The 25,628-nt window shown below is 68.8% G+C and carries 25 protein-coding genes and 6 pseudogenes; 18 read left to right on the top strand and 13 right to left on the bottom strand.

What is annotated here, in order from left to right; all coding sequences use genetic code 11:
- The first annotated feature begins 1,028 nt into the window (after positions 1–1,028).
- From BLW57_RS38375 to BLW57_RS38355, 5 genes and pseudogenes are all read left to right on the top strand, one after another.
- Positions 1,029–1,496 carry a hypothetical protein gene (locus BLW57_RS38375; protein ID WP_093480253.1) on the top strand — a complete coding sequence of 156 codons (468 nt, stop codon included), beginning with the start codon at positions 1,029–1,031 and terminating at the stop codon, positions 1,494–1,496.
- 134 nt (positions 1,497–1,630) lie between these two features.
- Positions 1,631–1,861 carry a hypothetical protein gene (locus tag BLW57_RS38370; RefSeq protein ID WP_143050171.1) on the top strand — a complete coding sequence of 77 codons (231 nt, stop codon included), beginning with the start codon at positions 1,631–1,633 and terminating at the stop codon, positions 1,859–1,861.
- A gap of 338 nt (positions 1,862–2,199) precedes the next feature.
- Positions 2,200–2,283, top strand: a pseudogene (locus BLW57_RS42740) (XRE family transcriptional regulator); the annotation flags it as partial.
- 481 nt (positions 2,284–2,764) lie between these two features.
- Positions 2,765–3,004, top strand: a complete 240-nt coding sequence (locus tag BLW57_RS42735; protein ID WP_256339742.1) for an RNA polymerase sigma factor — start codon at positions 2,765–2,767, stop codon at positions 3,002–3,004.
- A 44-nt stretch (positions 3,005–3,048) separates the two neighbouring features.
- Positions 3,049–3,923 (top strand): IS5 family transposase gene (locus BLW57_RS38355; protein ID WP_371127836.1). Its coding sequence is split into 2 segments (ribosomal slippage): positions 3,049–3,385 and positions 3,385–3,923, totalling 876 coding nucleotides; the frame shifts between segments, so codons are not numbered across the junction.
- A gap of 21 nt (positions 3,924–3,944) precedes the next feature.
- Here the strand turns inward: BLW57_RS38355 and BLW57_RS38350 are convergent.
- Positions 3,945–4,592: a hypothetical protein gene (locus tag BLW57_RS38350; protein ID WP_093480251.1), complete on the bottom strand. Its 648-nt coding sequence runs from the start codon at positions 4,590–4,592 to the stop codon at positions 3,945–3,947.
- Positions 4,593–4,615: 23 nt separating this feature from the next.
- Here BLW57_RS38350 and BLW57_RS43205 point away from each other — a divergent pair, with 23 nt between their 5' ends.
- From BLW57_RS43205 to BLW57_RS38315, 7 genes and pseudogenes are all read left to right on the top strand, one after another.
- Positions 4,616–5,380 carry a SecDF P1 head subdomain-containing protein gene (locus BLW57_RS43205; RefSeq protein WP_371127835.1) on the top strand — a complete coding sequence of 255 codons (765 nt, stop codon included), beginning with the start codon at positions 4,616–4,618 and terminating at the stop codon, positions 5,378–5,380.
- 401 nt (positions 5,381–5,781) lie between these two features.
- Positions 5,782–6,072: a hypothetical protein gene (locus tag BLW57_RS38340; RefSeq protein ID WP_093480249.1), complete on the top strand. Its 291-nt coding sequence runs from the start codon at positions 5,782–5,784 to the stop codon at positions 6,070–6,072.
- A 230-nt stretch (positions 6,073–6,302) separates the two neighbouring features.
- A pseudogene (locus BLW57_RS38335) lies at positions 6,303–6,449 on the top strand (cupin); the annotation flags it as partial.
- Positions 6,450–7,233: 784 nt separating this feature from the next.
- A pseudogene (locus tag BLW57_RS38330) lies at positions 7,234–7,665 on the top strand (MOSC domain-containing protein); the annotation flags it as partial.
- A gap of 10 nt (positions 7,666–7,675) precedes the next feature.
- Positions 7,676–8,758, top strand: coding sequence for an AMP-binding protein (locus tag BLW57_RS41690; protein WP_256339740.1), 1,083 nt, complete (start codon positions 7,676–7,678; stop codon positions 8,756–8,758).
- A gap of 123 nt (positions 8,759–8,881) precedes the next feature.
- Complete coding sequence (locus tag BLW57_RS38320) at positions 8,882–9,118, top strand: hypothetical protein (protein WP_143051645.1); 237 nt, start codon at positions 8,882–8,884, stop codon at positions 9,116–9,118.
- A 31-nt stretch (positions 9,119–9,149) separates the two neighbouring features.
- Positions 9,150–9,494, top strand: a complete 345-nt coding sequence (locus BLW57_RS38315) for a hypothetical protein (RefSeq protein ID WP_093480247.1) — start codon at positions 9,150–9,152, stop codon at positions 9,492–9,494.
- A gap of 431 nt (positions 9,495–9,925) precedes the next feature.
- Here BLW57_RS38315 and BLW57_RS42730 read toward each other — a convergent pair.
- From BLW57_RS42730 to BLW57_RS38285, 6 genes and pseudogenes are all read right to left on the bottom strand, one after another.
- A pseudogene (locus tag BLW57_RS42730) lies at positions 9,926–10,231 on the bottom strand (DUF4265 domain-containing protein); the annotation flags it as partial.
- A 225-nt stretch (positions 10,232–10,456) separates the two neighbouring features.
- The gene (locus tag BLW57_RS38305) at positions 10,457–11,455 is read right to left on the bottom strand and encodes a hypothetical protein (RefSeq protein ID WP_093480246.1); all 999 of its coding nucleotides are present in this window, start codon (positions 11,453–11,455) and stop codon (positions 10,457–10,459) included.
- 480 nt (positions 11,456–11,935) lie between these two features.
- On the bottom strand, positions 11,936–12,580 hold the full coding sequence (locus BLW57_RS38300; protein WP_143051644.1) for a hypothetical protein: 645 nt from the start codon (positions 12,578–12,580) through the stop codon (positions 11,936–11,938).
- A 19-nt stretch (positions 12,581–12,599) separates the two neighbouring features.
- Complete coding sequence (locus BLW57_RS38295; RefSeq protein WP_093480244.1) at positions 12,600–13,298, bottom strand: hypothetical protein; 699 nt, start codon at positions 13,296–13,298, stop codon at positions 12,600–12,602.
- A 117-nt stretch (positions 13,299–13,415) separates the two neighbouring features.
- The gene (locus tag BLW57_RS38290; RefSeq protein WP_093480243.1) at positions 13,416–13,817 is read right to left on the bottom strand and encodes a hypothetical protein; all 402 of its coding nucleotides are present in this window, start codon (positions 13,815–13,817) and stop codon (positions 13,416–13,418) included.
- Entirely contained in the window at positions 13,805–14,737 is a 933-nt protein-coding gene (locus tag BLW57_RS38285) for a hypothetical protein (RefSeq protein ID WP_143051643.1), read from the bottom strand. The genes BLW57_RS38290 and BLW57_RS38285 overlap by 13 nt, the downstream gene beginning before the upstream one ends.
- Before the next feature lie 540 nt (positions 14,738–15,277).
- Here BLW57_RS38285 and BLW57_RS43200 point away from each other — a divergent pair.
- Positions 15,278–15,463, top strand: a pseudogene (locus BLW57_RS43200) (GNAT family N-acetyltransferase); the annotation flags it as partial.
- Positions 15,464–15,590: 127 nt separating this feature from the next.
- Positions 15,591–16,517, top strand: a complete 927-nt coding sequence (locus BLW57_RS38280) for a hypothetical protein (RefSeq protein WP_143051642.1) — start codon at positions 15,591–15,593, stop codon at positions 16,515–16,517.
- Between the two features lie 350 nt (positions 16,518–16,867).
- Here BLW57_RS38280 and BLW57_RS38275 read toward each other — a convergent pair whose 3' ends face one another.
- From BLW57_RS38275 to BLW57_RS38245, 5 genes are all read right to left on the bottom strand, one after another.
- On the bottom strand, positions 16,868–17,437 hold the full coding sequence (locus BLW57_RS38275; RefSeq protein ID WP_093480240.1) for a DUF4232 domain-containing protein: 570 nt from the start codon (positions 17,435–17,437) through the stop codon (positions 16,868–16,870).
- Positions 17,438–18,398: 961 nt separating this feature from the next.
- Complete coding sequence (locus tag BLW57_RS38260) at positions 18,399–19,226, bottom strand: SigB/SigF/SigG family RNA polymerase sigma factor (protein ID WP_256339739.1); 828 nt, start codon at positions 19,224–19,226, stop codon at positions 18,399–18,401.
- Between the two features lie 300 nt (positions 19,227–19,526).
- Positions 19,527–20,075, bottom strand: coding sequence for a phosphatase PAP2 family protein (locus BLW57_RS38255; RefSeq protein ID WP_093480237.1), 549 nt, complete (start codon positions 20,073–20,075; stop codon positions 19,527–19,529).
- Positions 20,076–20,237: 162 nt separating this feature from the next.
- Positions 20,238–20,519: a hypothetical protein gene (locus BLW57_RS38250; protein ID WP_256339738.1), complete on the bottom strand. Its 282-nt coding sequence runs from the start codon at positions 20,517–20,519 to the stop codon at positions 20,238–20,240.
- Between the two features lie 315 nt (positions 20,520–20,834).
- Entirely contained in the window at positions 20,835–21,302 is a 468-nt protein-coding gene (locus tag BLW57_RS38245) for an ATP-binding protein (RefSeq protein WP_093481130.1), read from the bottom strand.
- A gap of 181 nt (positions 21,303–21,483) precedes the next feature.
- On the opposite strand from BLW57_RS38245, the gene BLW57_RS38240 reads away from it, so the two are divergent.
- The 4 genes and pseudogenes from BLW57_RS38240 to BLW57_RS42720 all read left to right on the top strand — a co-directional run bounded on the left by BLW57_RS38240 (position 21,484) and on the right by BLW57_RS42720 (position 24,090).
- Positions 21,484–21,843 carry an STAS domain-containing protein gene (locus tag BLW57_RS38240; RefSeq protein WP_256339737.1) on the top strand — a complete coding sequence of 120 codons (360 nt, stop codon included), beginning with the start codon at positions 21,484–21,486 and terminating at the stop codon, positions 21,841–21,843.
- Between the two features lie 358 nt (positions 21,844–22,201).
- Positions 22,202–23,215, top strand: a pseudogene (locus tag BLW57_RS42725) (MFS transporter); the annotation flags it as partial.
- Positions 23,216–23,294: 79 nt separating this feature from the next.
- Positions 23,295–23,624: a carboxymuconolactone decarboxylase family protein gene (locus tag BLW57_RS38230; RefSeq protein ID WP_093480235.1), complete on the top strand. Its 330-nt coding sequence runs from the start codon at positions 23,295–23,297 to the stop codon at positions 23,622–23,624.
- A gap of 253 nt (positions 23,625–23,877) precedes the next feature.
- On the top strand, positions 23,878–24,090 hold the full coding sequence (locus BLW57_RS42720; RefSeq protein ID WP_256339736.1) for a hypothetical protein: 213 nt from the start codon (positions 23,878–23,880) through the stop codon (positions 24,088–24,090).
- Between the two features lie 364 nt (positions 24,091–24,454).
- Here the strand turns inward: BLW57_RS42720 and BLW57_RS38215 are convergent, their stop codons facing one another.
- On the bottom strand, positions 24,455–25,594 hold the full coding sequence (locus BLW57_RS38215) for a PucR family transcriptional regulator (RefSeq protein WP_093480234.1): 1,140 nt from the start codon (positions 25,592–25,594) through the stop codon (positions 24,455–24,457).
- Between the last annotated feature and the right edge of the window lie 34 nt (positions 25,595–25,628).

Below are 25,628 nucleotides of genomic sequence, written 5' to 3'. Positions count from 1 at the left end.
CAACCGGGAACCCTCGGGCACGCTCAACCCCATGACGGCCGGGGGTGAAACCTACTACGCACTGACGCACGTCGATTTGTCTGTTCTCGCAGACGGCGTGGCGCAGGCGGGTGGGGAAGCTGTGGGTGCGTGCGGCGGGCGAGGCGGGCAGAACGTGACCGAGGAGGCAGGCAGTGGGTGACTGGGTCGATCCGGACGCGAGAGAGGCGTTGGGCCGGCTGATCACGAAGGTCGACTTGAAGGCGACAGGCGAGTGCCCAGTTCGTCTCATCTAGCCATTCCGAACGTGACCTAGGAGGCTGAGCGAACAGCATGGACTCTGTACAGATGGCTCGCGGCGCCCTTGCGGCGGCCCTTCCGGCATGGCTTCTTGTGGTGATCGTCGTGCTGCTTACAGGGGTGGCCATCGTCCGCTTGCGTAGAAAGTGAACGAATTACTGATCGTCACGGAATGGGTAGAGCTGTTGGGTCCTGTGCTCGACGATCTTGGTCAGCAGGGTGTCGAGGATGTGTACTGATCTTGTTCCTGACGGCGCTTTGGAGAAGGGCAGCCCTGCTGCTGCCGCCTGCTCTCGAGCGGCGCTATCGCGCGTCCATACCGGGTGCCGCGCCCGCCGGCACGCACGGTCGTGTACGACTGCGGGCTCGTTCCGGCCGCCGTGGCCGCTAGCGCCCGGTCATCGTCGGACAGGTCCGGCGACTGTTCCCGGTCGGTCACCTCCCGCAGCGCGCGGGCGACCCGTTCCATGAAGTGGGGCGCGTCCCGCGCTTGCGCAAATCTGTGAACCCACGGGATGACCAGTTGGGTCGAAAGGTTCCCTTTGCCGTTTGTGATCATGCTCACGGCGTATGGGCGTTTTGGGAGTGATCTTGACTGCTAAAGTCCATTCTCGACCGATCAGCGCCTGACCAGCTGCTGATTGGAAGAAAAAGCGGGGGAAGAAAACACTCGGGGGCCGTTAAGTTTGGACGCCTACCGGCGTTCCCGCATGCTCTCTTCCCCCTTGCTACTGCAAGAGGAAGTGTACGTGAACCCCATACGCATACGCGTCGTGACCGCGAGCGTGCTGGCCGCCATCGGCCTTGCGACCGCAGCCCCGCTGGCTAGTGCCGAGGAGCTGCCGAGGAGCGCAGCGGCGGCGCCTGCCGCCGAGGAGGCCGGTGCGGCCGAGTCGCTGCAGGCTCTGCTGGACAGCAAGGACCCCGAGGTCCAGGCCTTCATGGCCAACTTCAACAGCGAGGAGCTGTCCGCCTTCCAGCTGGCGGCTGCGGCTCATAGCAAGCCCGGCGATGGCCTTGTGGCGTTGAAGGCCCCCAACTGGGGACAGATCATGCGGGCCTTGAAGAAGATCGGCGGCTTTGCCAAGGCTGTGGCGGGCAAGTACGACGATTTCAAGCGGTGGGTCGACAGCCGACCGTGGTACGTCAAGTACGCCATCAAGGCGGTGTCTCCTGGCCTGTCGCTCTACGACATCTGGTGGCACTTCAACCACTGAGTCGCCTGTCCTTCCGGCCTGTCAGCACCGACAGGCCGGAAGGGTCCAAAGGGGAATGGCACTCGAAGGGATTCATGATGGAAAACGCCCAGGGCCAGGTTGTTGCATCCCAGGTCACTGAGGGGACTTGGGGTATGCCGCTCATCGTGCTGATCCCGGTCGCCGCGCTGCGCATCTTCACCGGTCTTTCGACACCGTGGCTGGTGTGCGCGTGGATCCTGTGGGGCCTTGCAGCATTGCTGACGCTCGTGGGGTGGGTCCACGTGGTCCGCTACGGTCCGCGGAACGCTCGAGGATGGTCTGCCTGCGTTCCGCTCCACTGCGCGCTCCTCTGGCTCGGAGGGCAACTCATTCTCGCCGGCTGACCCGGACAACACCTGGCAGTGTCGCGGCCTGGTAAACCGCGGACGGGACCACCTTGCTGATTCCTTCGTTGCAGCGGGGTGCAACTGCCGTCAGCGGCCCGCCCCGACCCGTGGGGCGGGCCATTTCTGCACCCGACCTCTGCGTGGGCGCGGTCCATGCAGCTACGGGTAGTGCCCGTACCGTTCGAGCGAGCCGACGACACGGTCCAGGCATCGTCCGGCTCGGCAGGATCCGGCGGCCGAGCCGCCTACGTGAAGATGGCGGCGCACCCCCCGGCGTCTGGTCACGCCTCCCGGCCTCGCCGGCAGCCCCGCATCGGGAGCAGGCCTGAAGTGAGGCGGCCACGAGCGCGGGCCTGATGATCGACACCCGCGCCCGGTTCGGGTTCACCGCCGCGCCCGGCAGCACCGACGACGCCCGGTGTCCATAGGCACAGGGAGGTAGCGGATCACCCGCCTGGCGTGATGGATCGATTGTCACGTGGTGGCCCGCACCGCGTCCGCCGGTCCTCCGACCCGAGACGTCTTCCGGCACCGAATCGCCTCCGGGCAGGACCGCTCAGGCAGCCGACCGGTGAACGCGGCCACTGCCGTCAACACACCTGGAACCGCCTCTTTCCCACTCGTCTGTACAGGGGAACGAGGGAGGGCGCATTGAACGCCGAAGAGGAACGACTGGCGGCGCGGTCCAGATCGCTGCTGCACACGGCCTACTTGCTGACCGGGGACTGGGAACAGGTCGAAGCTGCGTGACCGGGAGCAGCCGGAGATCTATGTGCGCCGGGCTCTCCCCCCAGGTGGATCGCTTTCGGCTCCTCAGCTGGGGACGGGAGACGGTCACGGACACCCTGCCGGACCAGCCGTCCGGGCAGGTCGCCGACTGGGCCGACACCGTTGTCGATCGTGCTGCGCTACGTCGAGGACCGCCCGGACGACGAGATCGCCGCGATCCTGGGCGTCGCCCAGGGAACGGTCCGCAGCCAGACCCATAAGGCCCTCACCTCGCTCCGCACCACCCTGCCCGAGGCAGGACCGCCGGCCTCCTCCACCACCTCCACAGTGCCCGTCTGGCCGGCCTGGCCGACGGCGCGTTGCGGGCCGCCCGACGTCGGCAGCGGCTGGCGCGCGCCGGGTTCGGCCTAGGGTCTGTTGTGAAAGTGGATCTTGGCCGTAGATGATCACGCCCTGTGGGACGTGGTGATCTGACGAACGGGCAGTGGGCCCGGCTGGAGCCGCTGTTGCCGCAGGGCATCAAGCCGGGCCGTCCGCCGGTGTGGACGCGGCGGCAGCTCATAGACGGCATACGGTGGCGGACCCGGACCGGTGCCCCCTGGCGCGACGTGCCGGAACGCTACGGGCCCTGGGACCGGGTCTATGGCCTATTCCGTCGCTGGCAGCGGGATGGCACCTGGGCCAGGATCGTCACCCAGCTCCAGGCCGAGGCGGATGTCAAAGGCCTGATCACCTGGGACGTGAACGTCGACTCGACCGTCTGCCGGGCCCACCAGCACGCCGCTGGGGCGGCAAAAAGGGGGACCTTCAAAAGGAGCCGCCCGGCGGCATCGCCGTCGAGCCGGCCGAGCACGGTCTCGGACGCTCCTGGGGCGGGCTGAGCACAAAGATCCACCTTGCCATCGAGCAGGGACAGAAGCCACTGTCGGTCGTGATCACAGCCGGTCAGCGGGGTGACTCGCCACAGTTCGAACCAGTCCTGGAAGCGATCCGGGTGCCCCGGCTCGGTCGGGGCCGACCCCGCAGGCGCCCGGACCGGGTGCGTGCCGATAAGGCGTACGACTCCCGCAATAACCGGTCCTACCTGCGGAGACGCGGAATCAAGGCGACCCTCGCAGTCCCGGCGGACCGCGTCCGGAACCGTCAGAAGCTCGGCTCCCGAGGCGGTCGGCCGCCAATGTTCGACAAGACCGATTACCGCGAACGTCATGCCGTCGAGTGCGGGATCAATCGCCTCAAGCGCCATCGGGCCGTGACCACGAGGTACGACAAGCTCGCCGTCCGCTACGAGGCGACCGTGCTGGTCGCAGTTCTCAACGAGTGGCTATGACCAGCAGTTTCCTGCCAGATGCTAGGAGCGGATGAGTGTGCGGGCTTGGTCGATCCACCCCAACACGGCCTTGGCACCACAGCTCTCGGCCACCGACTGGGCCTCGTCGAGGTGGTGGAACGCCGCCGATGGGTCGCCGGTTTCGGACGCGAGGTAGGCCAGCGCCACCAGGCCGGCCGCTTCCCCGGGCCTGAAACCGATCTCCCGACGCAGTGTCACCGATTCGGTCAACCGCTCGCGGGCCTGATCGAAGTGACCTGCGTCCTTGTCTGCGAAGCCCAGGTGGCGAATCTCATACGACATCGTCATCCGGTCGTCGACGGATTTCGCCAGCGCGTACGACCGCTCGAAGTATGGCCTGCCGGTGGCGCCGTCGCCCTTGACCACCTGATGCCAGCAACCAACCCAGAACAACGCGTCCGCCTCACCCGACGCGTCCCCTAGACGCTCGTACAACTCGGCCGCGCGCTCGAACAGCACCAGTTCCTCGCTGTTCTCCTCGCGGTCGTTCAGGAAGCGGACGTGCAGTACCTTGCCCCGCGCCATGGAAAGCGGCGCCTCGACCGCGTCCAGTACGTCGTCGGACCGGTCCAGCGCGGACGTGTCCCCGCCGAACATCGCCGCTTCGAACAGCTCTCCCGTACGTTCGATCCAGCCCTGTCCTTGCATACCCCTACCCCTCCCGTTGGACGATGACAGCGCCGAGGCTATCCCCGCGCCCCAGCGGAAGACGGGAATTTTTGAACGGCCGCGCTCCCCAGCGCCCCCCTGGCCGTCGGCTTCTCCCAGAGAGGTCTGCTTTGGCAGTCGAGCCCAGTCGTCCGTTGCTTTCGCAACAGGCCCTAGTCGCCGCCGTGGTCGGCACCGCCTGGGTAGCCCTCACAGACGGCGCGCCCTCGCGCGCGCACGTGGTTCAGTCCGCCACAGGGGACGGCAGCGGCAAGTCGGCCCCGGTCTCCCTCCTGCCGGTCACCTCGTCCGTGGAGCACCCCCCCGCCCAGGGCAGCGGCGGCTGCACCGTGCCCGCAGCAGCGACCCGACCGGCGTTCTGTGTCCATGTCGACCAGGCCAGAGGCATGACCGACGTCCGTGTCGCCTCCGCGAAGGCCGAGAAGAGCACCGCTGACGGCACCTGGCAGGTTGAGGTAACCCTCAGCCCTGCCGACCGGACCCGCTTCGCCGCCCTCACCGGCTCCCTCGCGGACGCTCCGGCCCCACGCAGCGGATTCGCCATCATCATCGACGGCAAGCTGTGGGGCAACTCCTTGGTGACCTCCTCGATCACCGGCGGCCGTCTCGACATCGTCGGGGCCCACGTCGGGGACCGCACAGGCGCCACCGCCTACGACCTTGCCCGTCGGCTGGATCCCGCAGGTGAGTGGCCGCCCCTCGGAAGCCTGCCGAGGACCGTGAGTGAGGCGTCGGCTGTACGAGGCGGCCGCCGTCGAAGCGGATGATCCGTTCTGGCTCGGACAACGGCCGGGAGGACGGCGTCTGCGCGATCGGGGCCTTCATGCCGCGGCCCGCGCGTCGCCGGGACAGGGGCCGGCGCAGGGGCCCAACTGTCCCGAGGATGCCGCGGTGTCATCGCCGCGCGGGGTGCGCTCCAAGATCGCCAGATGTCGTCAGCGGGGGTTCGGTGCGAGCGCCTCGGTGGGCTGTATCGGCCGCCACATGCGAGCACTCTCTCACCGCCCGGTCGACGAGGGACCGGGCGGTGAGGCAGTAGACGCTTCTTTGCCTGCAAGGCAGAAGTCCTAGTCTCCCGCATACCTTCCCGCGACCGGACACCTCTCGCCGTGATCGGGGATAGTATTGAACGCGTTCAACTTGAACACGTTCAAAACAGGGGGATCCTATGCCTGCCCACTCCACGCCCGGCCAGGACGACACACCCGCCGTCGCCCTCGGCCCCACCTCGTTCTTCCTCGGTCTCGGGGCCGCGACGGGCCTGCTCCCCTGGCTCACCCTGGCCCTGTTCCCCGTGATGCTCATCGCTGGCGGGCTCGCCGTCGTCCTCGGCCTCACGGGCGTCCACTACGCCCGGAACGGCATCGGCCGCATGTGGCTCGCGGTCACCGGGACCGTCCTCGGCGCGATCGCGTTCACCTACCCCTTCGTTCTCTTCATGCCGTTCTGGTTCATGTGAGACTCCGCCGGCGAGGGCCGTGCGAGAAGCCCCTGGGGGCAAGGCCGTGCAGGCTGGCTCGGCCCCGGCCGCGGACGGCACCGCGGGGTGCAACGCGCGCCCAGACCCGGGCCGCGTGGGGTGTTGCCGCAGGTCAGTCCTGCAAGACGGCCTCTGTTGCACCCGGATGTTGCAGGGCACAGCCATCCGCTGGACGGCGCGTAAGGTGGTTGCGCACGGCCTCGCCGCCGAGCAGCGATTCGGGCGCCTGGCAGATCGCCACGTTCCGCGTGGAGACCGGCGCCGACGTTCACGCCGACCACTGGGAGATGCACCCGCAGGCCGAGGAAGCGGTGTGCTGCCTGACCGGCGGTATTCGCCTCTACTTCCGCCCGAGCCACCTGGAAGGCACCCAACCCACCACACCCAGACGCAACAGCTTCCGATGCCACTGCTGAGCCTGAACCCACAGCTCACCGCCCCCGGGCAACGCGACCACGCAGCCCGCCGTGCCCGGCACCTGCATCAACCACACGCGGTGCACCCCGCACACCCGCGGGCCGGACCTACATACCACCGCACACCCTCCGGCCGCCCGGTACGCCGCACCACGCATCCAGGACAGCCCGGCCCCCACGGCAGGACGACTTCCGGTGAGTGATGGAACTGCGCCGCCGGCCCTGCGCCCACCCGCCGCCGCGGCTCCTCCTGGGCCCAAGCAGGCAATGCCCTCTCCAGGTGATGCGGCGCGACACGGCACAGCACAGCGACACCATCCCGTGCCTCCCCACTGAGATAGACCTCGCTGTCCGGCCGCATCCGGCCCATGACGTTCGACACCCCGCCTACCTCAGCCACGGCCGACAGCAGCTCCCTGACCTGCATGCCGTACCGGGCTGCCGCCCTGGCCAGAAACGACTGCGTCACCTCGCCGTGCACCGGCACCACCCGCTCGATCCGCTCGGGTGACAAAGCTGCGTCTCTGGACCGCTGATTACTCACCCATGCCCCCAGTCGCACAACGTGCTCTTCCTGGTCCTGGCCGGTGCCGCTGCCCTCGCCGCAGCTGCGGACGCCGGTGACGATGGGCTCGGTGGCACAGACCTGACCTCAGGAGTCTGGCGCCGCCGCCATGCCGACCTGCTGACCCGGGACACCGTCGACTACGGCTACCGCCTGCTCATCGCGGGCCAGTGGCTCCGGCCCGGCGCGACGCAGGCAGGAGCGGCCAGAGAGTACTCGTTCGCCAAGCCCAACCGGAACAGCGTCAGACTGCTCACCGGACTCGGCGTGGAGGGGGACGTACATGCAGGTGTGACAGTCAAGCACCGCTCACGTGTCGCGCAGGATCCCACCCAGCCGAATTTGCGCCAGGTGCACCTCATCCATGAAGAGCTCTTGGCCGAGGTCGGCGAAGAAGGGTTCGACGTGACGCCCGGCGAACTCGGCGAGAACATCACCACATGCGGCATCGATCTACTCGGCCTACCGGTCGGCACGTTGGTGCGCATCGGCGACTCCGCGGTCCTGGAAGTCACCGGCCTGCGCAATCCCTGCCTGCAGATCGACAACTTCCAGGACGGATTGCTGAAGCAGGTCGTCAGCCGCAACGAAGGGGAACATCGTGCGCGACCTGACCGACCGGCACGAGGACGACACGGCCGTGATTCTCTACACCTCGGGTACGACCGGTCAGCCGAAGGGCGCTGAACTGACCCACGCCAACCTCATCCGCAACTGCCGCATCGTGGCCACCGAACTGTTCCAACTCACCGCCGATGACGTGATTTTTGGTGGGCTGCCCCTGTTCCACGCCTTCGGGCAGACATGCACCCTCAACGCCACCGTCACCTCCGGCGCTTGCCTCACTCTGCTGCCCCGCTTCGACGCCGGCCAGGCACTGGAAATCCTCGACGAGCACGCGGTGACGGTCTTCGCCGGAGTGCCGACGGTGTACGGCCGGCTGGTGCGGCAGCCCGGCCGGGACGCCCACGACTTCTCCCGGATGCGCGTGGCTCTCGCCGGTGGCGCGGCGATGCCGCTCCACGTCCTGCACGACTTCGAAACCGCGTTCGACTGTGTCGTGCTCGAAGGGTATGGACTGTCGGAGACCTCACCCGTCGCCTCGTTCAACACCCTGCAGGCCGGCCCCAGGCCGGGTTCGGTCGGGACCCCGATCCCGGGCGTCGAGATGCGGGTGGTCGATGACGACAGAAGGAACGTGGCGCACGGAAAGACCGGCGAGATCGTGATCCGCGGGCACAACGTGATGAAGCGGTACTGGCAGCGCCCGAAAGAGACCGCCGGCACGATCCGGGACGGCTGGTTGCACACCGGCGACGTCGGATGGATCGACCAGGACGGATACTTCTGGATCGTTGGACGGACGAAGGACGTGATCATTCGGGGCGGGTACAACGTGTACCCCCGCGAAGTCGAGGATGTTCTGTACGAACATCCTGCCGTCGCCGAAGCCGCGGTCATCGGCCTCCCCGACGCCGATCTCGGTGAGGAGGTCGGGGCGGCGGTCGTTCTCAAGCCGGACGCGCAAGCGACGGCTGAGGAACTGCGCGAGTACCTCAAGCGCCAGGTCGCCGCCTACAAGTATCCGCGAAAGATATGGATCGTGGACACACTGCCCAAGGGGCCGACCGGCAAGATCGTCAAGAGGGGGATCGCCCCGCCGAGTGAGCCGGACGCGCGATGAGGCGTCCGGGCTCGTTCGTACTGGCCGACAGCAGCGACGCGAGCGCCGCACGGCACCGGACATCCATGTGCCGCCGGGTGCGCCGCCCGCGCCCCGGCCCCGAGCGCAGACAGGAGGCCGCGAGTGAGCGCCACACCTCAGGGCCGCGACTGGACCCGTATGCAGCGCGCCGACTTCGACGACTGCGCCCCGCTCGACCTGGTCGACGCGGCCGTGTGCCGACCGGTGCCCGCCGTGCCCGACGAGTGCGGGACCCAAGCACTGTTCGGGAAGGACCCGAAGCCGCCGCGGCCCCGCCGCCCCCGCACGCCGGCTCCGCCACCCACCGAGGACTCCGAGGACACTGACACCTTGTTCTAGAACCGGCACGTCGCGCCCGTAGGGTGCGGGCATGACCGACCCCGTCCCGCTCACCGGCCGCCAGGCCAACCGACTCATCACCGCTCTGCGGCACGGCCGGGACCTGGATGTTGCGGCCACGGAACTCGGCATCGAACTGCGCGCTGTGTGGGCCAGGGCACGTACCGACACGCGACTGGCGATCGCTCTGGCCGGCCGGGATCCCGACGTCCTCGAGGAACGCGGCCGCACCCTGCGGGCCGACTACCTCCGCCTCCTGGCCCTCGGCCTCTCCCCCGGCCGGGCAGAGCTGATCCTCGGTATCACCGGTGCGGGGGCATGGCGGCGAGACGATCCGACGTTCGCCGCCGCATGCGACGCGGTCAGCGCCGCCTAACCCCCAGGAGGGGCCAGCAGGGTCATCCGGCTCACTCCCCAGCGCGTGGCCCGCTTCCTCGAGGAACTGAGCGGGCACCACCGTCATCGCGGCCGCCGCCGCCATCGGCGTGAGCAGCGCAGCGATCTACCGGCGGCGGGGCCGGGACGAGGACGTCGCCAAAGCCATGGACGACGCACGGGAATCCGCCCGACAGGCCGACCCCAGCAGGCCAAGGTGAACAAGAGGCAGCTATAAGGTGCGCGCCGGCCATGATTTGGACTCGGCACGGCAGGCGTTGTGAGGATCTGCGCGCGGCCGGCCAGCCAACGTCCTTAGGATGCGGGGGCGGGGTTGTGCCGGCCCGCCGCCGCTAGAGCCCCGCAACCTCACACTCCCCTTTCGAGTGGGAGGCAGGGCTCGAAGCGCAGGGCGGCAGGCTCCCGCAGAAATCAGGCGCTCCACCATTCGCTGGTGCCGCAGCCGACTTCGTAGTGCCACCACTCCTCCGTCTGCCCCCGTGGCAAAAGAGCCTTGATGCCGGCGAAGTCCGCGTCTGCTGGCACGGTGAAAGCCACCATGGGGAAGCCCTCACTGAAGACCTCGCCTCCAAGCCCGAACTGCGCAAAACGCTGATGGACCGCCTGTGGGCTCTCGCCCAGGGGGCCAGTAGGTATGGGCACAACACGGATCGTGCAGTTACCGGAGGAGCTGACCTGCCCGACAGCCCAGTGGAGCCCGTCGGAGTCGGTCTGATACGAGCGCGCGGGCGGACTCCGGCCGCATCCAGCACGGCCAGGACGACGGTCTGGATGGCGATACCGCCGAGGATGTTGCCGACCGCGACGTCGAGTTGCCCGGCCATCGCCGCGCTCGCAGTGATGGCGATGCGCGATCCGATGCCCGAGCCGGGCCTGTCGGATAACTGTTACGCCGACGCCCGGGACCGAGTCGCCGAGCAGTGCGAGAACGGCGCCGGACCGTCAACGCGTCATGGGGTCGAGAAGGTGATGGAAGGCTGCGTCGCTGATCCGGCTGAAGATGTCCGTCTGAGTGGCCGTGATGGACCCCGGGCAGGTTTTCTCGTCGCCGTCGAGGCGGCGTGAGGCGACCTTGCGGTGGGTGCGCAGCTCGTAGACGTCCACGACATAGTGGCCGATCCGCAGGGCGACGACCCTGTCCGGCTGCTGCTGGCCGAAGAGGGGTGCGGCGCCCATGCCGTTGCTGAAGACGTACTTGCACTCGGTTTTCGTGGGGTCACCGACGGGATCGTCTCCGAGCCGTACGCAGGCGATCAGTTGCACCTTGTCGGCCGCCGCGGGGTTGATGGCCGACGACGCGGCCGCGGGTTCCGCGAGCGTGTGGTGGTAGTAGTCCTCGGTAGCCTTCTGATAGATGACCAGTGGCCGTGGCCGCGTACTGTCGTAGGCGGCTGCGGCGTCGTAGGCGACGCCCGGGTTGCCGCAGGCCGCGCCCAGACGGTCGATGCCGGGCAGCGCCTCCTCGTGGCGGGGATCGTACTGCCAGTGCGCCAGCCAGCCCAGCAGACCGACCCATACGGCCGTAGCCGCAACGATGCTGATGCCCCGCCTGTGGTTGGGAGGCGCCGGAGCACGGGTGACCAGGGCGTGGACGAGATCGCCGCGCCGGCCGACCGCACCTACCGGAATCTCCGTCTCTTCTCCCTCGCCCTCGCCCTCGCCCTCGCCCTCGACCATCAGCATGTCCGGGCTCTCAACTCCCGGTCTGGCAACCGCTGTCCGCCACTCCCCCACCTGCGCCCAGGTGACGGCATGTGCCGGCCGGTACTCGTGAGCGATCACCAGTCCGCCGTCGCACACCGCGATCCACTGCCGGCCCCCGCGGAGCCGGGACGGCGTGGCTGTGGCGTAGAGGAACAGCCCCGCCGGTATGAGCAAGGCGACGCAGACAGCCGCGACAGGCTGGCGTATCAGCAGGAGGGCCAGGCAGACGCCGCCCACCGCAGTTGTCAGTACCGGTGAGAACGGACGTGTCCACAGCGGCAGTCGCGAGCGGTGCACCCGTCGCACACGACCGAGGCCGGCCTCCGTCGCCTCGCCTTGGAGACCCCGGCGCCTCCGCGACGCCAGCCGGAAACGCCACCCCCTTGGGCTGTCGCCGTCCTCGCTCCTCCGCGCATCGCTCTGCGCCCCCGTCCCCGTCACGCCGTCTCCTCCCGATGCCTTCATCCGGCCCCCGTACTCGTAGTCGCACGCCTTTGCGAACGTGTGTCCGTCAACGTAATGCTCCGGACACGATCTGGGTGCGTAGTCGCGGTACCAAGCCTCTAGAGGAGCCGGGTTGTCCCGAAACCCACTGATCCGTGGTCCGCTCCCCAGCCCGCTGCAGGGCAGGCACGTGGCGCTCGGTGCGCATCCGGTCGGGAAGGCCTCCGGCCCTCCTGGAGGACTTCCCCGGGCGGAACCTCAGACTTCGACGGCCTACCGCTTCGCACCCACTAAACCCCGTTCCCAAAGCGTGTAGGCCGCACTGGCGACCGCCTCCGCGATGTGGTCCGGGGTGAGCAGCTGCTCGAGCTGCTTGGTGATGAGATGAAGCGTCGTCATGGCGCCGCGTCTCCGGTCGTCTCGGAGTTTCCACCCCTTCCGAGGCGCTGGCGGCTCCACAGACAGGAGCCGGGCGCATGAGTACGAGTTGATGCCGGGTGGCTTCCCTCCAGAGTTGCAGGATGGAGCCGATTTCACCGTCACGGCATGGCCGGCATAATTCCGCATCTTGAACAGATCGCCCATGCTGCTCTCGTCGGCGTCCGTGCTGGCGAAGATGACGTTGCCGTCCGTCTCGCCGGCGTCGAAAGCGCGGTACTCCACGACCTGCAGCCTCTTGGGGACGTGCGTGAACTCGGCGGCGGTGAGTCGGATGTCGCTGCTGGATGTGTCCCACGGAAGCGGCAACCCTGCCCAGTACTCGTGAGCGATCTGCGCGTGTTCGTAACCCACGTTGCCAGCGGACTGCATGCCTCCGTCAAGGGCGTTCCCCTCCCGGACGGGGCCGGTGGCGCCGCCCGCGCCGCTACCGATGAGTGTGCAGCCAGCCGCCAGGACAAGCAGGACGGCCGCACCCAAGGCGGCGATGCGCGTACGGCTAGTTCGAATAGAAGACGCCAGGGTTCTCATCAAGCGGCCCGTTCTTGCCCCAGATCAGGTGCGTGGCGTTCCTGCGCGTGCCTGCCGTGATCTTCTGCTTGTGGCTGTTGTCGTAGCTGGTGGTCGCGCTCAGGCCGATGCCGACGAGGCTGACGGCGTTGCCGAACTTGGTGCTCTTCTTGCGGGTCAGTTCGAAGAAGGTGCCGCGTTCGACCTTGCCCCAATTCCTCTTGAGGGCGCGGTTGTAGTTGCGGGAGCTGTCCTTGGCGGAGACGTCCTTGCCGATCTTGCCGACCGACCCGCCTGCAGGCAGTTTGTAGCGCTTGGGCTCCACCGTGTACCAGGTGCTCTTCACACCCATGGTGCAGATGTACTGCTTCTTGTACTTGCGGTACTCGATCGGCACCTTGTACTGGTGGGCGTAATAGGAGCCCTTGTTCGTGTAACCGGTCGACAGTCCGAACTCGTTCGACAAGTTGCGGCTCGCGCCGGCCTTCCAGCTGCCGTTGCTGTTGATGGCCAGTTCGACGGAGCTGTTCATGGAGGAGTCGTACTGGAACGAGGCCTTGGCGTCCCAGTTCGCGTGTGCCTCGCCGACCACGGTGTACCTGATCTTGCGCCACTGCTCGTAGGTCACCGTCTGGCAATCGCCGGCCCGCGGCGTCACCGCCTCGGCGCTGACGTCCTTGCCGCCCACGGCGTAGGGGTTGTAGTCGGCGGGCAGGACGCTGTGGTCGCTCTGCCACAGGGGCGTCTCCTCGCCGACTGCTTGGGGTTCGGCTTCCGCCTTCGCCGCCAGCGACTGCTGCTCCTGCTAGGCGGAGGGGTCCTTGGCGGCGGCGTCGTCCACCGTGTCGGGGACCAGCGGGACCGTGTGGTCGTCGTCGGTCGCCTCGGCGGCCTTGGCGTTGGCGGCGGTCCCGACGGTGAGGGAGGCACCTTGGGAGGGCACGGGCACGGCCGTGAGAGCGTCGACGCCGAGTACCGGCACACCGGAGGTCGTGGTGGCGGCGGTGGTGGCGTTGAGGTTGAGGGCACCTCCGTTGTCGTTGGTGGCCTGCTGAACGCCGGCGGGGAGCTTGGCAGGCAGGTCCAACCTCCACGTTCCGTCCGCAGCGGTGGTCGCGGTGCCCAGGAGTGGTTCGTTGACGCCGGCGCTGCTGTCGCTGCCTGGAGTGGCGTCGGCCGCGGTGACCGTGACGGTCAGGCCCTGCACGGGCTGCCCGTTGCCCAGGGTGAATTTACCGCTGACGGTGTTGGACGGTGCGGCCGGCGAGGAGTCCTCGCCGGGCTGCTGTGCTGTAGGCACATCGGTGTCGTCGGCCGGTGCCGTACCGAAGTACGGCACTGTCTCCGGATCCGGTCGGTGAGGCAGGGGCCGGCGTCGGCCATGATGTCGCCGACGATGCCGGAGCGGACGTCGTCGTCCGCGGTGGTGAGCGGGCCGGTGGTGTAGGACCGGACCTGGCCGGTGGTGTCGGGGTCGTCGGTGACCGCCTGTGTGCTCAGGGAGTTCGGACCCGGCGCCCAGGCCTGCGCCGCGTCCACGCCAGTGGCCATAGTGGTGGGCGTCTCCAGTCGGATACCTGGCGGGGTGATGCTTCCGATGCCAGGAGGCAGGTTGCTGATGATGCTCTGCTGGACCTTGCCGCCCGTGAGCCACTGAACGGCCGAGTTGACCATCCACACATCGTCGGCGGCCGCGAGCGAGGTGGTGACGGACGTCTTCACGTCATCCATGATCTTGGTGAGCGTCCCGTCACCGGTCGCCGGGCTCGACTGGTTGTAGACATCCATGGTGCCGTCGGAGCCGATCACCAGGATGCGGGTGCCGTTGGTCAGGATCCGCTTGGCCGCCGACCAGTTGAGGCTGTAAGTCTTTACCGGGGTGAGCAGGGAGCCGCCGGTGGCGGTGTTGTCCTTATAAGTCCTCACCTGCCCACCACTGGTGGCTTCGTAGACAATGCCGTTGCCGCCGCCGGTGAACACCTTGCTCGTCGCCGGCAGGGATGCCGTGTACTGCGTGTCCAGGAGGTCGGTGTCCGCGCTCCTGGGGCCCCATTCCATGTACTTGTGCAGGACCCGCTTGCTGGCGTCCGTGCCGCTGCCGGAGGGCTCGAGCACATAAGTGGGCACGGAGAGGTGGCGTCGGCTGCGGAAGCCGCATGACCCGGGGTCAGGGTCTGCGGGGCAGTTGCCAGACCGGCGGTGAGCACGATCGTACTCAGCACCTGAACGGCAACGGTGGTACCGCGCCGTTGTGCGACTGAAGACATTGGTTCCCCCAATGGCAGGCGAGTCATGGTCATTGCTCGCGTCGCCGCACATCGAACCATGGCAGAAAGCCCAGCTCACCGGCACAATCGGAACATACAACTCCAGTAACCACCCCGCGTGTCCGAATATGGAACCCGTGTGTCCGATATGAGAACACTGTTTGCTGAGCCTGATCTGAGGTTCGATCGTGACGTCTTCGCCGATTAAAGACCACAAGGACAAACTTCTTTGCCAATCTTGTTACCGATCAGTAGCTGCGGTCGCCTCACACCTGGATTGGCCTGAAGCGTTCTTCACGCGGCTAGCCGGCGGGCGACCGCCGAGTCCGGCGGTGGGGTCTGCCGCACGAACTGTGACCTCTGAACGGGCTCGTCCTAGGTCAACGAGAAGCGACCTCTGATGGCCCATGAGTCCGCTGACGACGGCGGCGCCTGGTCGGGCCGCCGCATCCTCGCCCTGGTCGGCGGCGTTCACGCAGGGCACCTCGATGTGTTCGTGCACCCCGATCAGCAGGCGGTCGGCGTCGCCGATCTGGAGGTCGAGCCCGGCTTTCGGCGGCAGGGGCTCGCGTCGGTGATGATGGACGCGCTGTATGCGGCCTACCCCACGGCGTGGAGCAACCACGGCGGTCGGTCCCCGCAGGGCACGCTGTGGTGGGACCGCTATGACGAGCCGGCGCCCGAGCGCACCGTGCACAACAGGCCCCGGCCGAATGGGCCGCCTACTTCGAGGTCGCCGGGCAGCGGGCGCGCAACACCTACCAGAACCGCTACCAGGGCACGGCCACCGCGAGCACGTCTACCGCTACGTCGAGGCGCTGGAGGCCGAGGCCCGCCGCTACGCCCCCGCCTTCCGTGAGCCGGACATTAAGGGACCGGACGTACGGCGGGACGATATGCACGGCACCCTGCGGCTCGTGCTCCCGCCCGGGCTGCACCGCATCGTCCACGACAGCCGCCGCGACGGCGCCGAGCTGCTACTGGACCACGTCGGCTACGGCAACCTGCCGCACGACTCCGCCTGGAGCAGCACCGAACGAGCGGCGTTCGAGGAACTCGCCCACGACCGTCTCTTCGACACGCCGCCCATCGAGGTGGACGGGGGGACTCCCGTGGGCCGGCGGGCCGCGCTCGAACGCGCCCAGACCGGCGCGCGGCCGCCCGAGACTCACCTGACGTTCCAGGTACGCGTTTCCGAGGGCGCGGATCTGCCGCTGCACGACGTCAAGGCATCGTGGGTGTCCTTCGTCGACTCCCCCGGCATCGACGTCCATCTGGCGGGCATGTCCTGGCGCCAGGCGCAGCAGCCGTGGCGCACGCACCGCGCCGTCTTCGGCCCGCCGCTGGACGCCGCGATCAAAACCGGCCTACCAGCGGGACGTCGGCGTCTCCTACCGGGCCCGCTACAGCGCGACCTCGGTGACCTGCTGCCCGGGCAGGGCCCACGCCGTGCGGAGACGGCGTCGCCGTTCGAGGGCCGGGAGGCGGACATCCACGCGATGGCGGCCCGCCTGCACGAGGGCGTCGCCCGCCGGGCGGAGCGACGCTCCGCCGGGCTCCCGGCGCCGGTTCCTCCCGCGGCCCCGATCCAGCCGGGCGCTGAGCGGCATCCCCACCGGCCCGGGCCAGGGATCCCGTAGTCGCGAGCCACCACACCCATGCACTGCTCTGCCTCGCACGACGCCGGGCCGGCGTCGTGCGAGGCGACGGAACCTCCGGCGGGCCTCAGCGCGTCAGGTCGGGCAGGTCCGCCCAGGACTCGCCGTGTGTCAGCCCACAGCTGCTCGAACTCTTCCGCGGAGATCTCTGCCGCCTGGGCTGCATCTGCCAGCCGTCCAAGGGGGCGTCGGCGAGATCGCCGTACTGCTGTTCATTGCGGTCCGTCGCCGGCGGATCGGCATGATCACCGTAATCGCCCGTCGCGTAAATAACAGCAGGTCAGAGCGTTGCGATCGTCGTGCAGGTTGCTCGTTTTATGGGGACCGTGGGGTCAGGAAGGCTTGACCGCCGAGACCGGGGTGACGGTCACCTTGTTGTCGCACTCGGCCCACACCCCGTCGTTCAGGGCGACCTGGTGCTTCCCGGAGTGCGGCAGCCCGATGACCATCGTCGGATACGTCACCGGGTCCTTGCCCGACACGCAGTAGCCGTCGGCCTCCCCTTGGACCTGGACGAAGGTCAGTTTCGCCCACGCCTTGCCGTGCGGCCGGACCGTCACGGTGGCCGCCCTGCCGGTGGGGGTGACCTTGAGCGGGGTGTTGTGGGCGGGGGAGCCGTTGCCGGCGCCCGCGACCGTCGGATGGCCCTTCAGGACGCACGTCCTCCGGGAGACGTTGGTGAACTGCACGACCGCCGCCCCGGTCCCGGTCCCGACGGGCCGGTGGGCGGCCTGCCAGGCGCTGACTTGGAGGGCGGAGGCCGGGCAGGCGGGCGGTGGGGTGGAGGTGGTGGTGCTCGCCGCCATGGCGGTGCCGGGCAGGATGCCGGTCACCGCCGCCGCGACGGCCGTGACCGCCGTCGTCGCCAGAGCCGCCCTGCGAATGCCGTTGCTGTGCCGCATGCTGTGGTCCCCCTGAGTCGTCTCGTCCGCGGGTTTCGGTCGTCGGTCGTTGCCCCGCGGTACGCGTGGTCGTGGTACGTGAGTGCAGACAGGGCGGGAGAGCGGCAGGGTTCCGTGCGGGGACTACTTGTGACGGAACGGTGACGACAGGATGCACCCGTGCAGATGGCCGTCAGGGCAGACAGAAGCACCTCCAGCGCGCCACGGGTTTTACCACGCCCCCGGCGCGCACCGAAGGTGCGCTGAGTCGCTGACCTGCGAGTTTCCAAGTTGCGCAAGTGCAGCACCTCTTCCAGGGAGGCCGCCGTCACCGGCCGCGCGTCTGTTCCCCGGACCTCGACGTGACGCGTGGCCCAGCCCTCGTCATCGGCCTCGTAGTAGGTGCGGAACCAGGTCGTCCCACGCTCATCCTGGCCCGCGCAGCTTTGCGCGCCCATCGAAGCGTTCCTCCCACTGAGGTGCTGCCGGACCTTCACGGGTTCGATGGTCTCGAGGGGACTTCCCCGCAGCGCGCATCGCGTCGGCCGGGTGGACCAAGTGGATGCCGGTCAGTGCCGCCGCGATCGGCGCCCACCTGTACGGCGGCGGCCTGCTCGCCGTCAACGCCCACCGCCTCGCCAAGCAGAAAGGCGTGGCCGCCTCCTCCGCGGCGAAGACGGTCGTCACCGCCGCGGCGCTGGCCGCCACCGCCTACGCACGCATCCTCGGCAAGAAGATCGACCTCGCCACCTCCGTCGACCCCCACGACCTCGAGATGGCGGCCCAGCACCCCAGCGCCACAAAGCCCAGCGCCACCTCGCCTGCGTGCAATGGGCGGTGCCCGCTCTCACCGGATGCCTCCTCTCCAGCAACTCCACGGCATGTGGGACCACGCCCGCTCCACCGCCCCGCTCATCCACTGATCAACCACCGCAGCCCTCGCAGAGTGCCACCGTGCCGCGGCGGTGGCACGATTTCGGTGTCATTGCACGACGGGGTCGCCGTGGGGGTCGTTCAGCGCCTCGTCACGGATGCGCGCGCAGCAGCGGTTGATGATGCGGGAGACGTGCATCTGGGAGATGCCGAGCTGTTCGGCTATGCGGGTTTGTGTCATGTCCTCGAAGAAGCGCATGTAGAGGATGGCCCGTTCGCGCTCGGGCAATCGGCGCAGTGCGTCCTTGGCGCTCTCGCGGTCGATGACGAGGTCGTAGGACGTGTCTTCTGCGGCAAGTGCGTCGCCAAAGCTTGGGCTGTCGTCGGCCGGGGACAGTTCCCTGTCCAGGGAGATGGTGCTGAAGCTGTCGAGTGCCTCCAGGCCGGTGGCCACCTCTTCTGTGCTCAGACGGGTGTAGGCGGCCAGTTCGGCAACGGTGGGCTCGCGGCCGCCGGGTGCGCACAGGAGCTCGAAGCGGGCAAGACGCACCTTGTTGCGCAGGTCCTGCACCCGGCGGGGCACCCGCACGGCCCACAGGCAGTCACGGAAGTGCCGTTTGACCTCGCCGGTGATGGTGGGCACGGCGTAGCTTTCGAAGGCCCCCCGTGAGGGGTCGAAACGGTTGACGGCCTTGATCAGGCCGATCGCGGCGACCTGGCGCAGATCCTCGGCGGACTCGCCGCGGTCACGGAAACGGCTCGCGATGCGGTGGGCCATGGGCAGCCACGCGGTCACCAGCTCCTCCCGCACGGCGTCGCGTTCGGGTCCGTCGCCGAGTTCTGCCAGCCGTGCGAAGAGGGCAGCGGTGTCGGGGGCGTCTTCGTGGCCGTGCCGCCTGGGAGCTGTGCGCGCGGTGGGCGCAACGAAGGGGCTCATCGAAGGACTGGCCGGCATGCGGAATCCCTCCTGCACCACGGAGGCCGGGCCTGGAGTGCCGGCTCGCCGGGGCCTGAACCAGTGCTGGTGGTTGGGGCTCGCCGCACGGGCGCCGTCCGGTCTGCCGGATTGAGGGCCGACAGCCGTTGTCGGACCCGCGAGGCGGACGCCTGCGGGCCGAAGCGCACATCCCGAATAACCCTTTTGACTTGTAGCAAACGGCCAGCGTCGGCCGATCAGTCGGCCGTTGGACGAGTGGGCGCGAGCCGTTAGCCTGCGTTGGGCTCGCGTCGGCCCGGGCTATGACCGGCGGCGCAGACAGACAGCTGAGGCGCGACGTGTGAGCCAGGCGCTGGCCAGACCGATGGCGGCGCCGGCAACGACGTCGCTGGGGTAGTGGGCGCCCGACTGCACGCGTTCGAGGGCCACCATGGCGGCCGGCACCGCACACAGGGCGCCCGCGGCCGGCCAGGCAGGGGTGACGGCGGCGGTGAAGGCGACCGCGGCCGCGGAATGGCCGGAAGGGAACGAGGAAGAGTCGGGGCGGTCGGCAACCTCGCCGTGCGGAATCCACTCCACCGGTGGCCTGGGGCGATCGGCGAGCTGCTTGCACACACCGTTCGCCGCCAACTGCGCGACTGCCAACGCCCCCAGCCCGGTCGCTGCAGCCCTGCAGCCTGGCCGCCCGCCCAGCCAGGCCATGGCGGCGGCAGCCGCCCACCACAGCTTCGTGCCCTCCGCTGCCTCCTCCACCGCCGACAGAGCCTTGCCGAACCCGCGCGGGACACGGGAAGCCGCCTGCCGGGTCAGACTCCGGTCAGCTCTCTGCAGGCCCGTCAGCAACCTCATGAACTGCGCATACCCCTCGAACGGTGCCAGGTAAGCAGCCCGGCCCCCACGATCAGTCCGGCGTCCGATGCGCAGCGGGCGCAGGCGGTGCCCACCTTCACAGCAGCGCTCGCTGGACGGGTCAGCCGCCGCGGGCTGCGGAACATCAGGATGTCGTCGCGGTCAGGCTCGTCTCGTGTACCGCAGCAGGGAAGGCAGCTCACCCGGCACGGTCCAGCACTCCGGCCCACCGCCCTGGTGCGGCCACACCTCAGGACCTCCGCCGTGCCACTCGATGAGGTCCGACTCGGCGACGTCCACCTCATCCCCGCCCAGACCGGCCTGCCGCAGGAGAAGAGTCAGCTCGTGCAGCGAGTGCGCCGTGCCCAGAACCTCGTCACCAAGGCACACCCGACGCCCTCCGGAGCCGCGAGGGACCTCCACGCGTACGGCACGCTCGACCATGGACCCAGCGTCTCACCAGCCAGCATCCGGCCGCACGCCCAAGCCCTCGCACGGCCACGACGGCAAGAGGCTACGAAGAGCGCCGCCAACGGGGCCACATGCCCGGTCGTCTCTGGCCACGCGGTGGGGACATCGTCGAGGGCGGTACGGGTCTCTGCAGCCAGCAGTTCGGAGCGCAGTCCCTGCATCAGGCGGAGCGTTTGATCATCGCCGCTCACCTGATCAGAGCGCTAGCGGGTGACCATGAGCAGTGTCTCGCCCGAAGATTCGATCGCAGCACCGTCAGGTCGCCCGAGACGGCTGCTTATCGGCTGCTTATCGGCTGCCGAGCGGGTCTTCTGTCAGAGCCAGGCGAGCGGTGAGGCGTTTGCCGACCGGCTCCCGCATGGCTTCGAAGCCCTGGCAGAGGGCCATGACGATCTCCAGGCCGTGCTGCCCGACACGCCCTGCATCAGCCGCCCGCGCCACTGGCAGGACCGGGTCGGAGTCCCACACCTGTACCTCCACCAGATCACCGGCGATCCGCAGGTCCAGCAGAATCGGTCCGGCGGCGTACTTCTGCGCATTGGTGACCAGCTCGCTCACCACCAGCTGCGTCACTTCCACCGCCCGCTGCGAGACGGCGACGTCGTGCTCGGCACGCATCCGGATCAAGAAGCCGGCGGCCATGTGGCGGGCCTCGGCGATGCAGGAACCGTGGCCGTCCAGAGCCAGCGTGGCACTCAAAGGAGCGTCATATGAAAAGGGCGTCGTGCTGTCCTCGCCCGGCCAGACTCGTTCCATCCGTGCCGCCTCTGCTACCGCATATATCCAGACGCAGATACCCGCGATCGGCTCGTCCATGCAACCGTGTTCGTGGACTGTTGCCTATGCCACACATCAGCGTCTCCTCGTACGATGCCGGGCATCGCTTCGGGCAAAATGCCAGCTCGTAGTGGTCGTCGAGGATGCTGAGGAAGTTGTCGTGGAGACCGAGCACCCATACCAGCCCCAACCGCTGAAGGTGACCTCCACCGCCGCCGATGGCGTCACCGTGGTAGTCGTGACCGGCGAGATCGACCACGCCAGCGCCGGCCCCCTCATCCAGGCCCTCGATCTCGCCGGGCTCGGCGAGCGACCCCGCGTGGTCATCGACATGCAGCACGTGCCCTTCATGGACTCCAGCGGCATCAACGTCCTCCTCGCCGCCCACCGCGACCTCACCCCGTTGGGCTGGCTGCGCCTGGCCGGCGTGACGCAGTCCGTGCTGCGCACCCTGCAGATCGTCGGCGTCGACACGGTCATCGACTGCTGCCCCAGCCTCCGAGAAGCCCTCGCCGCCTGACACAGCCACCAGCCCGGTACCGCCCAAGCGGCCCCGGCGTGGTTCTCGTCGATGACGCACACGCGCCCACGTGCCGATCTTCGTCGGGCCGACCGACGGGTGATCCCGCGCGCGGGGATCGTCGGCCGCGTCCTCGACCGTGAACCGCTCCCCCGCCAGGCCGACGAGGAAGTAGCAGAAGCTCTCCGACACCGGGTTCCGCCACTGACCGGCACCTGCGGCATCGACGCCGATGCAGGACTTCCAGAAGGAACGCTGATCATCCACCAGCGTGATGAACGCCCGGGCGCAGCCGTTCACGGTCGCCGCCATCTGAGCCAGGCTGTCAACCACCGGCGTTTCGCCGCTCTACCTCCGCATGTCTTCTCACCGAGAAAAGCCCGCCAGGCTGCCGTTCGTCGTCCCGCTGCTGGCTCTCGGTACGGTCGGCATGATCGTGGGCGCGCCCACGATCTCGATCGCCACGCTGCGCCTGCCCAGGCTCTTCACCCTGGTCCTGGCGCTTGCCGTGTTCGCCGTCGGCCACGTGATCGCCGCTCTCAGCTCCTCCTTCACCATCGTGCTCGCGGCCCGTGTGATCATCGCGCTGGCCACCGGTACCTTCATCTCCGTCGGCTCGGTCGTGGCCACCTCCGCCGCGGGACCGGCCGCCGCCTCCCGCGCCATGGGCGTGATGATGAGCGGCATGAGCCTGGCCGTCGTGGCCGGTGTGCCGCTGGGCTCCTGGGTCGGTCAGGCGATCGGCTGGCGCGGCACGTTCTGGGCGTTGGCCGCCCTCGCGGGCGTGGCTGCGCTGGTCGTCGGCCGGTTCATCCCCGCCGCGGAACGCGCCGAGGTGACCCCCTCCGTCCGCTCCCAGCTCGCCGTACTGCGCCATGGCCGTATGTGGCTGATCCTTGCCGCCACCGAGCTCGTCACGGGTGGCTTCATGGCCGCGTCCAGCTACATCTCTCCGCTGCTCACCGAGCGGACCGGGATCTCCGAAGGAGCCGTACCGCTCGTCCTGGTCGGCTTCGGCGTCGGTGCTCTGCTGGGCACGAACATCACCGGCCGCCTCGGCGACCGTAAGCCGCTGGCCCCGTTCATCACCACCTCCGTCGCCTCGGTGCTGGTGCTGCTCCTGCTGGTCCCGCTGTCCACCGGCCCTGCGGCGACCTTCGTCCTGGTGGTGTTCCTGGGCGTGACGGGCCTGGGCATCACATCGATCGCCACCCCGCTGGCCCTGCGCTTCGGACACTCCTCGCCCGCCCTCGCCGCTGCCTTGACGGTGTCGGCCTTCAACATGGGGATCGCCCTCGTCTCCTGGCTGGCGGGCAGGACCTTGGACACCTTCCTGGGCGTGACCGGACCGGAGGTGGTCGGCGCGGTCATGGCCGACCTGGGCCTGATTCCCCTGCTCGTCCTCGCCGCGATACGCGCCACCCGGAACGCCGTGCCTCAGGTGTCCCTGCCTGCGGTGGACGAGGAGACCTCGCACAAAGCCGCTCGGCGACTTCGCGCCCGAACTGGTCCGGCTCACCGACGACGTCCTGTTCGGCGAGGTGTGGGCGAGCGAGGGCCTGTCCCAGCGGGATCGCAGCCTGATCACCGTTGCCGCCCTGGTCGCCCTCTACCGGGCCGACCAGCTTGCCTTCCACCTGCCGAAGGCGCTGGAGAACGGGGTGACGATGGACGAGCTGGTCGAGGCCATCACCCACATCGCGTTCTACGCCGGCTGGCCCAATGCGATGTCCGCGATCACCCAGCTGAAGAACATCGCCGAGGGCGCCGACTCGAGCTGACCCCGCGCCGACCCGTCTGGAGCAACACCCCGTGCGACCACGCGGACCGACCATCAGGACCCACACCCGCCAGGGCGTTGTCCTCGCTCGTGGCCACTTGAAAGGAGAACGAAATGAAGAAGCGTGAACTGGGAAACAGCGGGCTCGAAGTGTCGTCGATCGGGCTCAGCTGCATGGGAATGACCTTCGGCTACGGCCCGGCCGCGGACACGGGTGAGGCCATCAGCTGATCCGGGCGGCCGCCGAGCGCGGTGTGACGCTCTTCGACACCGCGGAGGGGTACGGGGAAGCGAACGAAAGGCTGGTGGGCGAGGCCTTGGCGCCGGTGCGCGACAGGTCTCCATCGCCTCCTCCCGCCGCTCGCCGTACCCCTCAAGGTCACCACCAGCCATCGGGCCAGCGACCCGAACCAGCGACTGGCCGGGGTCCAAACCCTTCAGAAATACTCACGACGGCCTCGGCCTGATGGCCGCCCAACTGCTCTTGCGGCAGGGCCACACGGTGGCGCTCCACGCACGCGACAACACCCGGGCCCGCGACGCACACGCCGCGCTCCCGGACAACGGGGGCGTCGTCGCCCGAACCCGCGATGTGGACACCCAGGTCAACGACTTGGGCACCTTCGGCGCGAGCCTGGCAAAGGGTGAGGTGGTCTGCTCCAGACGGTGCGCGTGGAGTAACTCTGGTGTGCGGTGTGCGGGGTTTCATTGCGTGCCGGAGCAGCGTCTCCGTGTGGGGCAGCTAAAGGTAGTAACGGCGTGGGGGCACCGGGGACGAGGCCGATTCCTGGACCGCTCGCGGATGCGGGTCCTGGACGGTCGAAGAACGCGTCAGCTGACCCCAAGACCGACCGCCAGCGTCAGTTCGAGGACCCGGTGCGGCGACGCGAGATCCGGAAACAGCTCCCGCAGCTGCGACATCCGGTACCGGACGGTCTGGGGATGGACGTACAACGTCGCCGCCACCTCATCCCGCCTGCCCTGGTGCAGCAGCCACGCCCGCAACGTCTCCTCCAGCCGCCGTGCGGTCGCGACAGGCAAGGTCCGCAACGGTGCGAGGGCCCGGGCACGCAGGTCTGCGAACGCGTCCACGTCGGCGCTCAGCACCAGCTCGGGCAGGTGGTCCTCGGTGTCGCGAATATCGGAGGAGAGGGAGCGCGCGCGTACGGCTCGTGCGTAGGAGGCGGACGCACGAGTCCATGGCCGGGCCGGGCCGACCACGGCGGTGCGGTCGGTCAGCTGCCGCAAGAGATGTGATCGGTCGGCATCGGGGACGAGCAGCACACCGGTGGCGTCCGGCAGATCGTCGAGGACGAGGGTGCCTGGGTCGAGCGCGCGGTAGGCAGGCCGGGCCTGGGCGGCGGGCAGCAGGACCGCGGTCAGCGAAACGGGAGGCTGCCACCCGGCCCGTTGAGCAGAGGCCAGCAGCATGTCCGGGCTCGCGCCGGCGAGGAGGTCGCGGGCCAGGTGTTCCAGGTGGCGCTCGTGGGCCCGGCCCCGGGCGGCCAGTTCGTCGGCGTGGCCCGCGGCGCTCGCGGCGGAGAGTTCGTCGATGTAGGCGAAGGTCAGCTCGGCGAACTTGGCGACCTCGGCGGCGGGCAGGCCCGCGGGTACGGCACCCGCTGCCAGGCATCGCCAGGCCACGCGGGCGCCGACGCGGTAGGCGCTGAGCAGGGCGTCCATCGAACGGCCGTCGCGTACCTCGCCGCGGCCCAACTCGTAGGCCGCGTCACCGGCGTCGCCGCCTGTGGCGTTCCCGCTCGCGAGGTCCAGGTAGTGCCCCAGGGCGGTGCGGACCGCTCGGCGGATGGTGGCGCCCATGTGGCCCGACAGGGCGTTGGCGTAGGGAGGGACCTCGTCGATGATCGCCTGGACGACCTCGTCCGCGGTGCTCTTCAGCGCGGCCCGCAGTGCGGTGACCGTCGTCTCATCCAGGGCCAGTTCGCTGGCCCTCTGGATTGCATGGCTCACGTTTTTGTTCCCTGCGAACAATTCGGCTGACTAG

It is taken from the genome of Streptomyces sp. 1222.5 (assembly GCF_900105245.1).
GTDB classification, from domain to species: Bacteria; Actinomycetota; Actinomycetes; order Streptomycetales; family Streptomycetaceae; genus Streptomyces; species Streptomyces albidocamelliae.
The sequence above is the reverse complement of the archived record's forward strand: the minus strand, read 5'-3'. Positions and strand labels throughout refer to the sequence as shown.

What these genes read in the sequence shown, in the direction of transcription:
- BLW57_RS38370 (WP_143050171.1), top strand. Translation starts at nt 1,631, where the DNA reads ATGCCGCTCATCGTGCTGATCCCGGTCGCCGCGCTGCGCATCTTCACC.
- BLW57_RS38350 (WP_093480251.1), bottom strand. Translation starts at nt 4,592, where the DNA reads ATGCAAGGACAGGGCTGGATCGAACGTACGGGAGAGCTGTTCGAAGCG.
- BLW57_RS43205 (WP_371127835.1), top strand. Translation starts at nt 4,616, where the DNA reads ATGACAGCGCCGAGGCTATCCCCGCGCCCCAGCGGAAGACGGGAATTT.
- BLW57_RS38340 (WP_093480249.1), top strand. Translation starts at nt 5,782, where the DNA reads ATGCCTGCCCACTCCACGCCCGGCCAGGACGACACACCCGCCGTCGCC.
- BLW57_RS38315 (WP_093480247.1), top strand. Translation starts at nt 9,150, where the DNA reads ATGACCGACCCCGTCCCGCTCACCGGCCGCCAGGCCAACCGACTCATC.
- BLW57_RS38280 (WP_143051642.1), top strand. Translation starts at nt 15,591, where the DNA reads ATGGGCCGCCTACTTCGAGGTCGCCGGGCAGCGGGCGCGCAACACCTA.
- BLW57_RS38275 (WP_093480240.1), bottom strand. Translation starts at nt 17,437, where the DNA reads ATGCGGCACAGCAACGGCATTCGCAGGGCGGCTCTGGCGACGACGGCG.
- BLW57_RS38260 (WP_256339739.1), bottom strand. Translation starts at nt 19,226, where the DNA reads ATGAGCCCCTTCGTTGCGCCCACCGCGCGCACAGCTCCCAGGCGGCAC.
- BLW57_RS38255 (WP_093480237.1), bottom strand. Translation starts at nt 20,075, where the DNA reads ATGAGGTTGCTGACGGGCCTGCAGAGAGCTGACCGGAGTCTGACCCGG.
- BLW57_RS38250 (WP_256339738.1), bottom strand. Translation starts at nt 20,519, where the DNA reads ATGGTCGAGCGTGCCGTACGCGTGGAGGTCCCTCGCGGCTCCGGAGGG.
- BLW57_RS38245 (WP_093481130.1), bottom strand. Translation starts at nt 21,302, where the DNA reads ATGGAACGAGTCTGGCCGGGCGAGGACAGCACGACGCCCTTTTCATAT.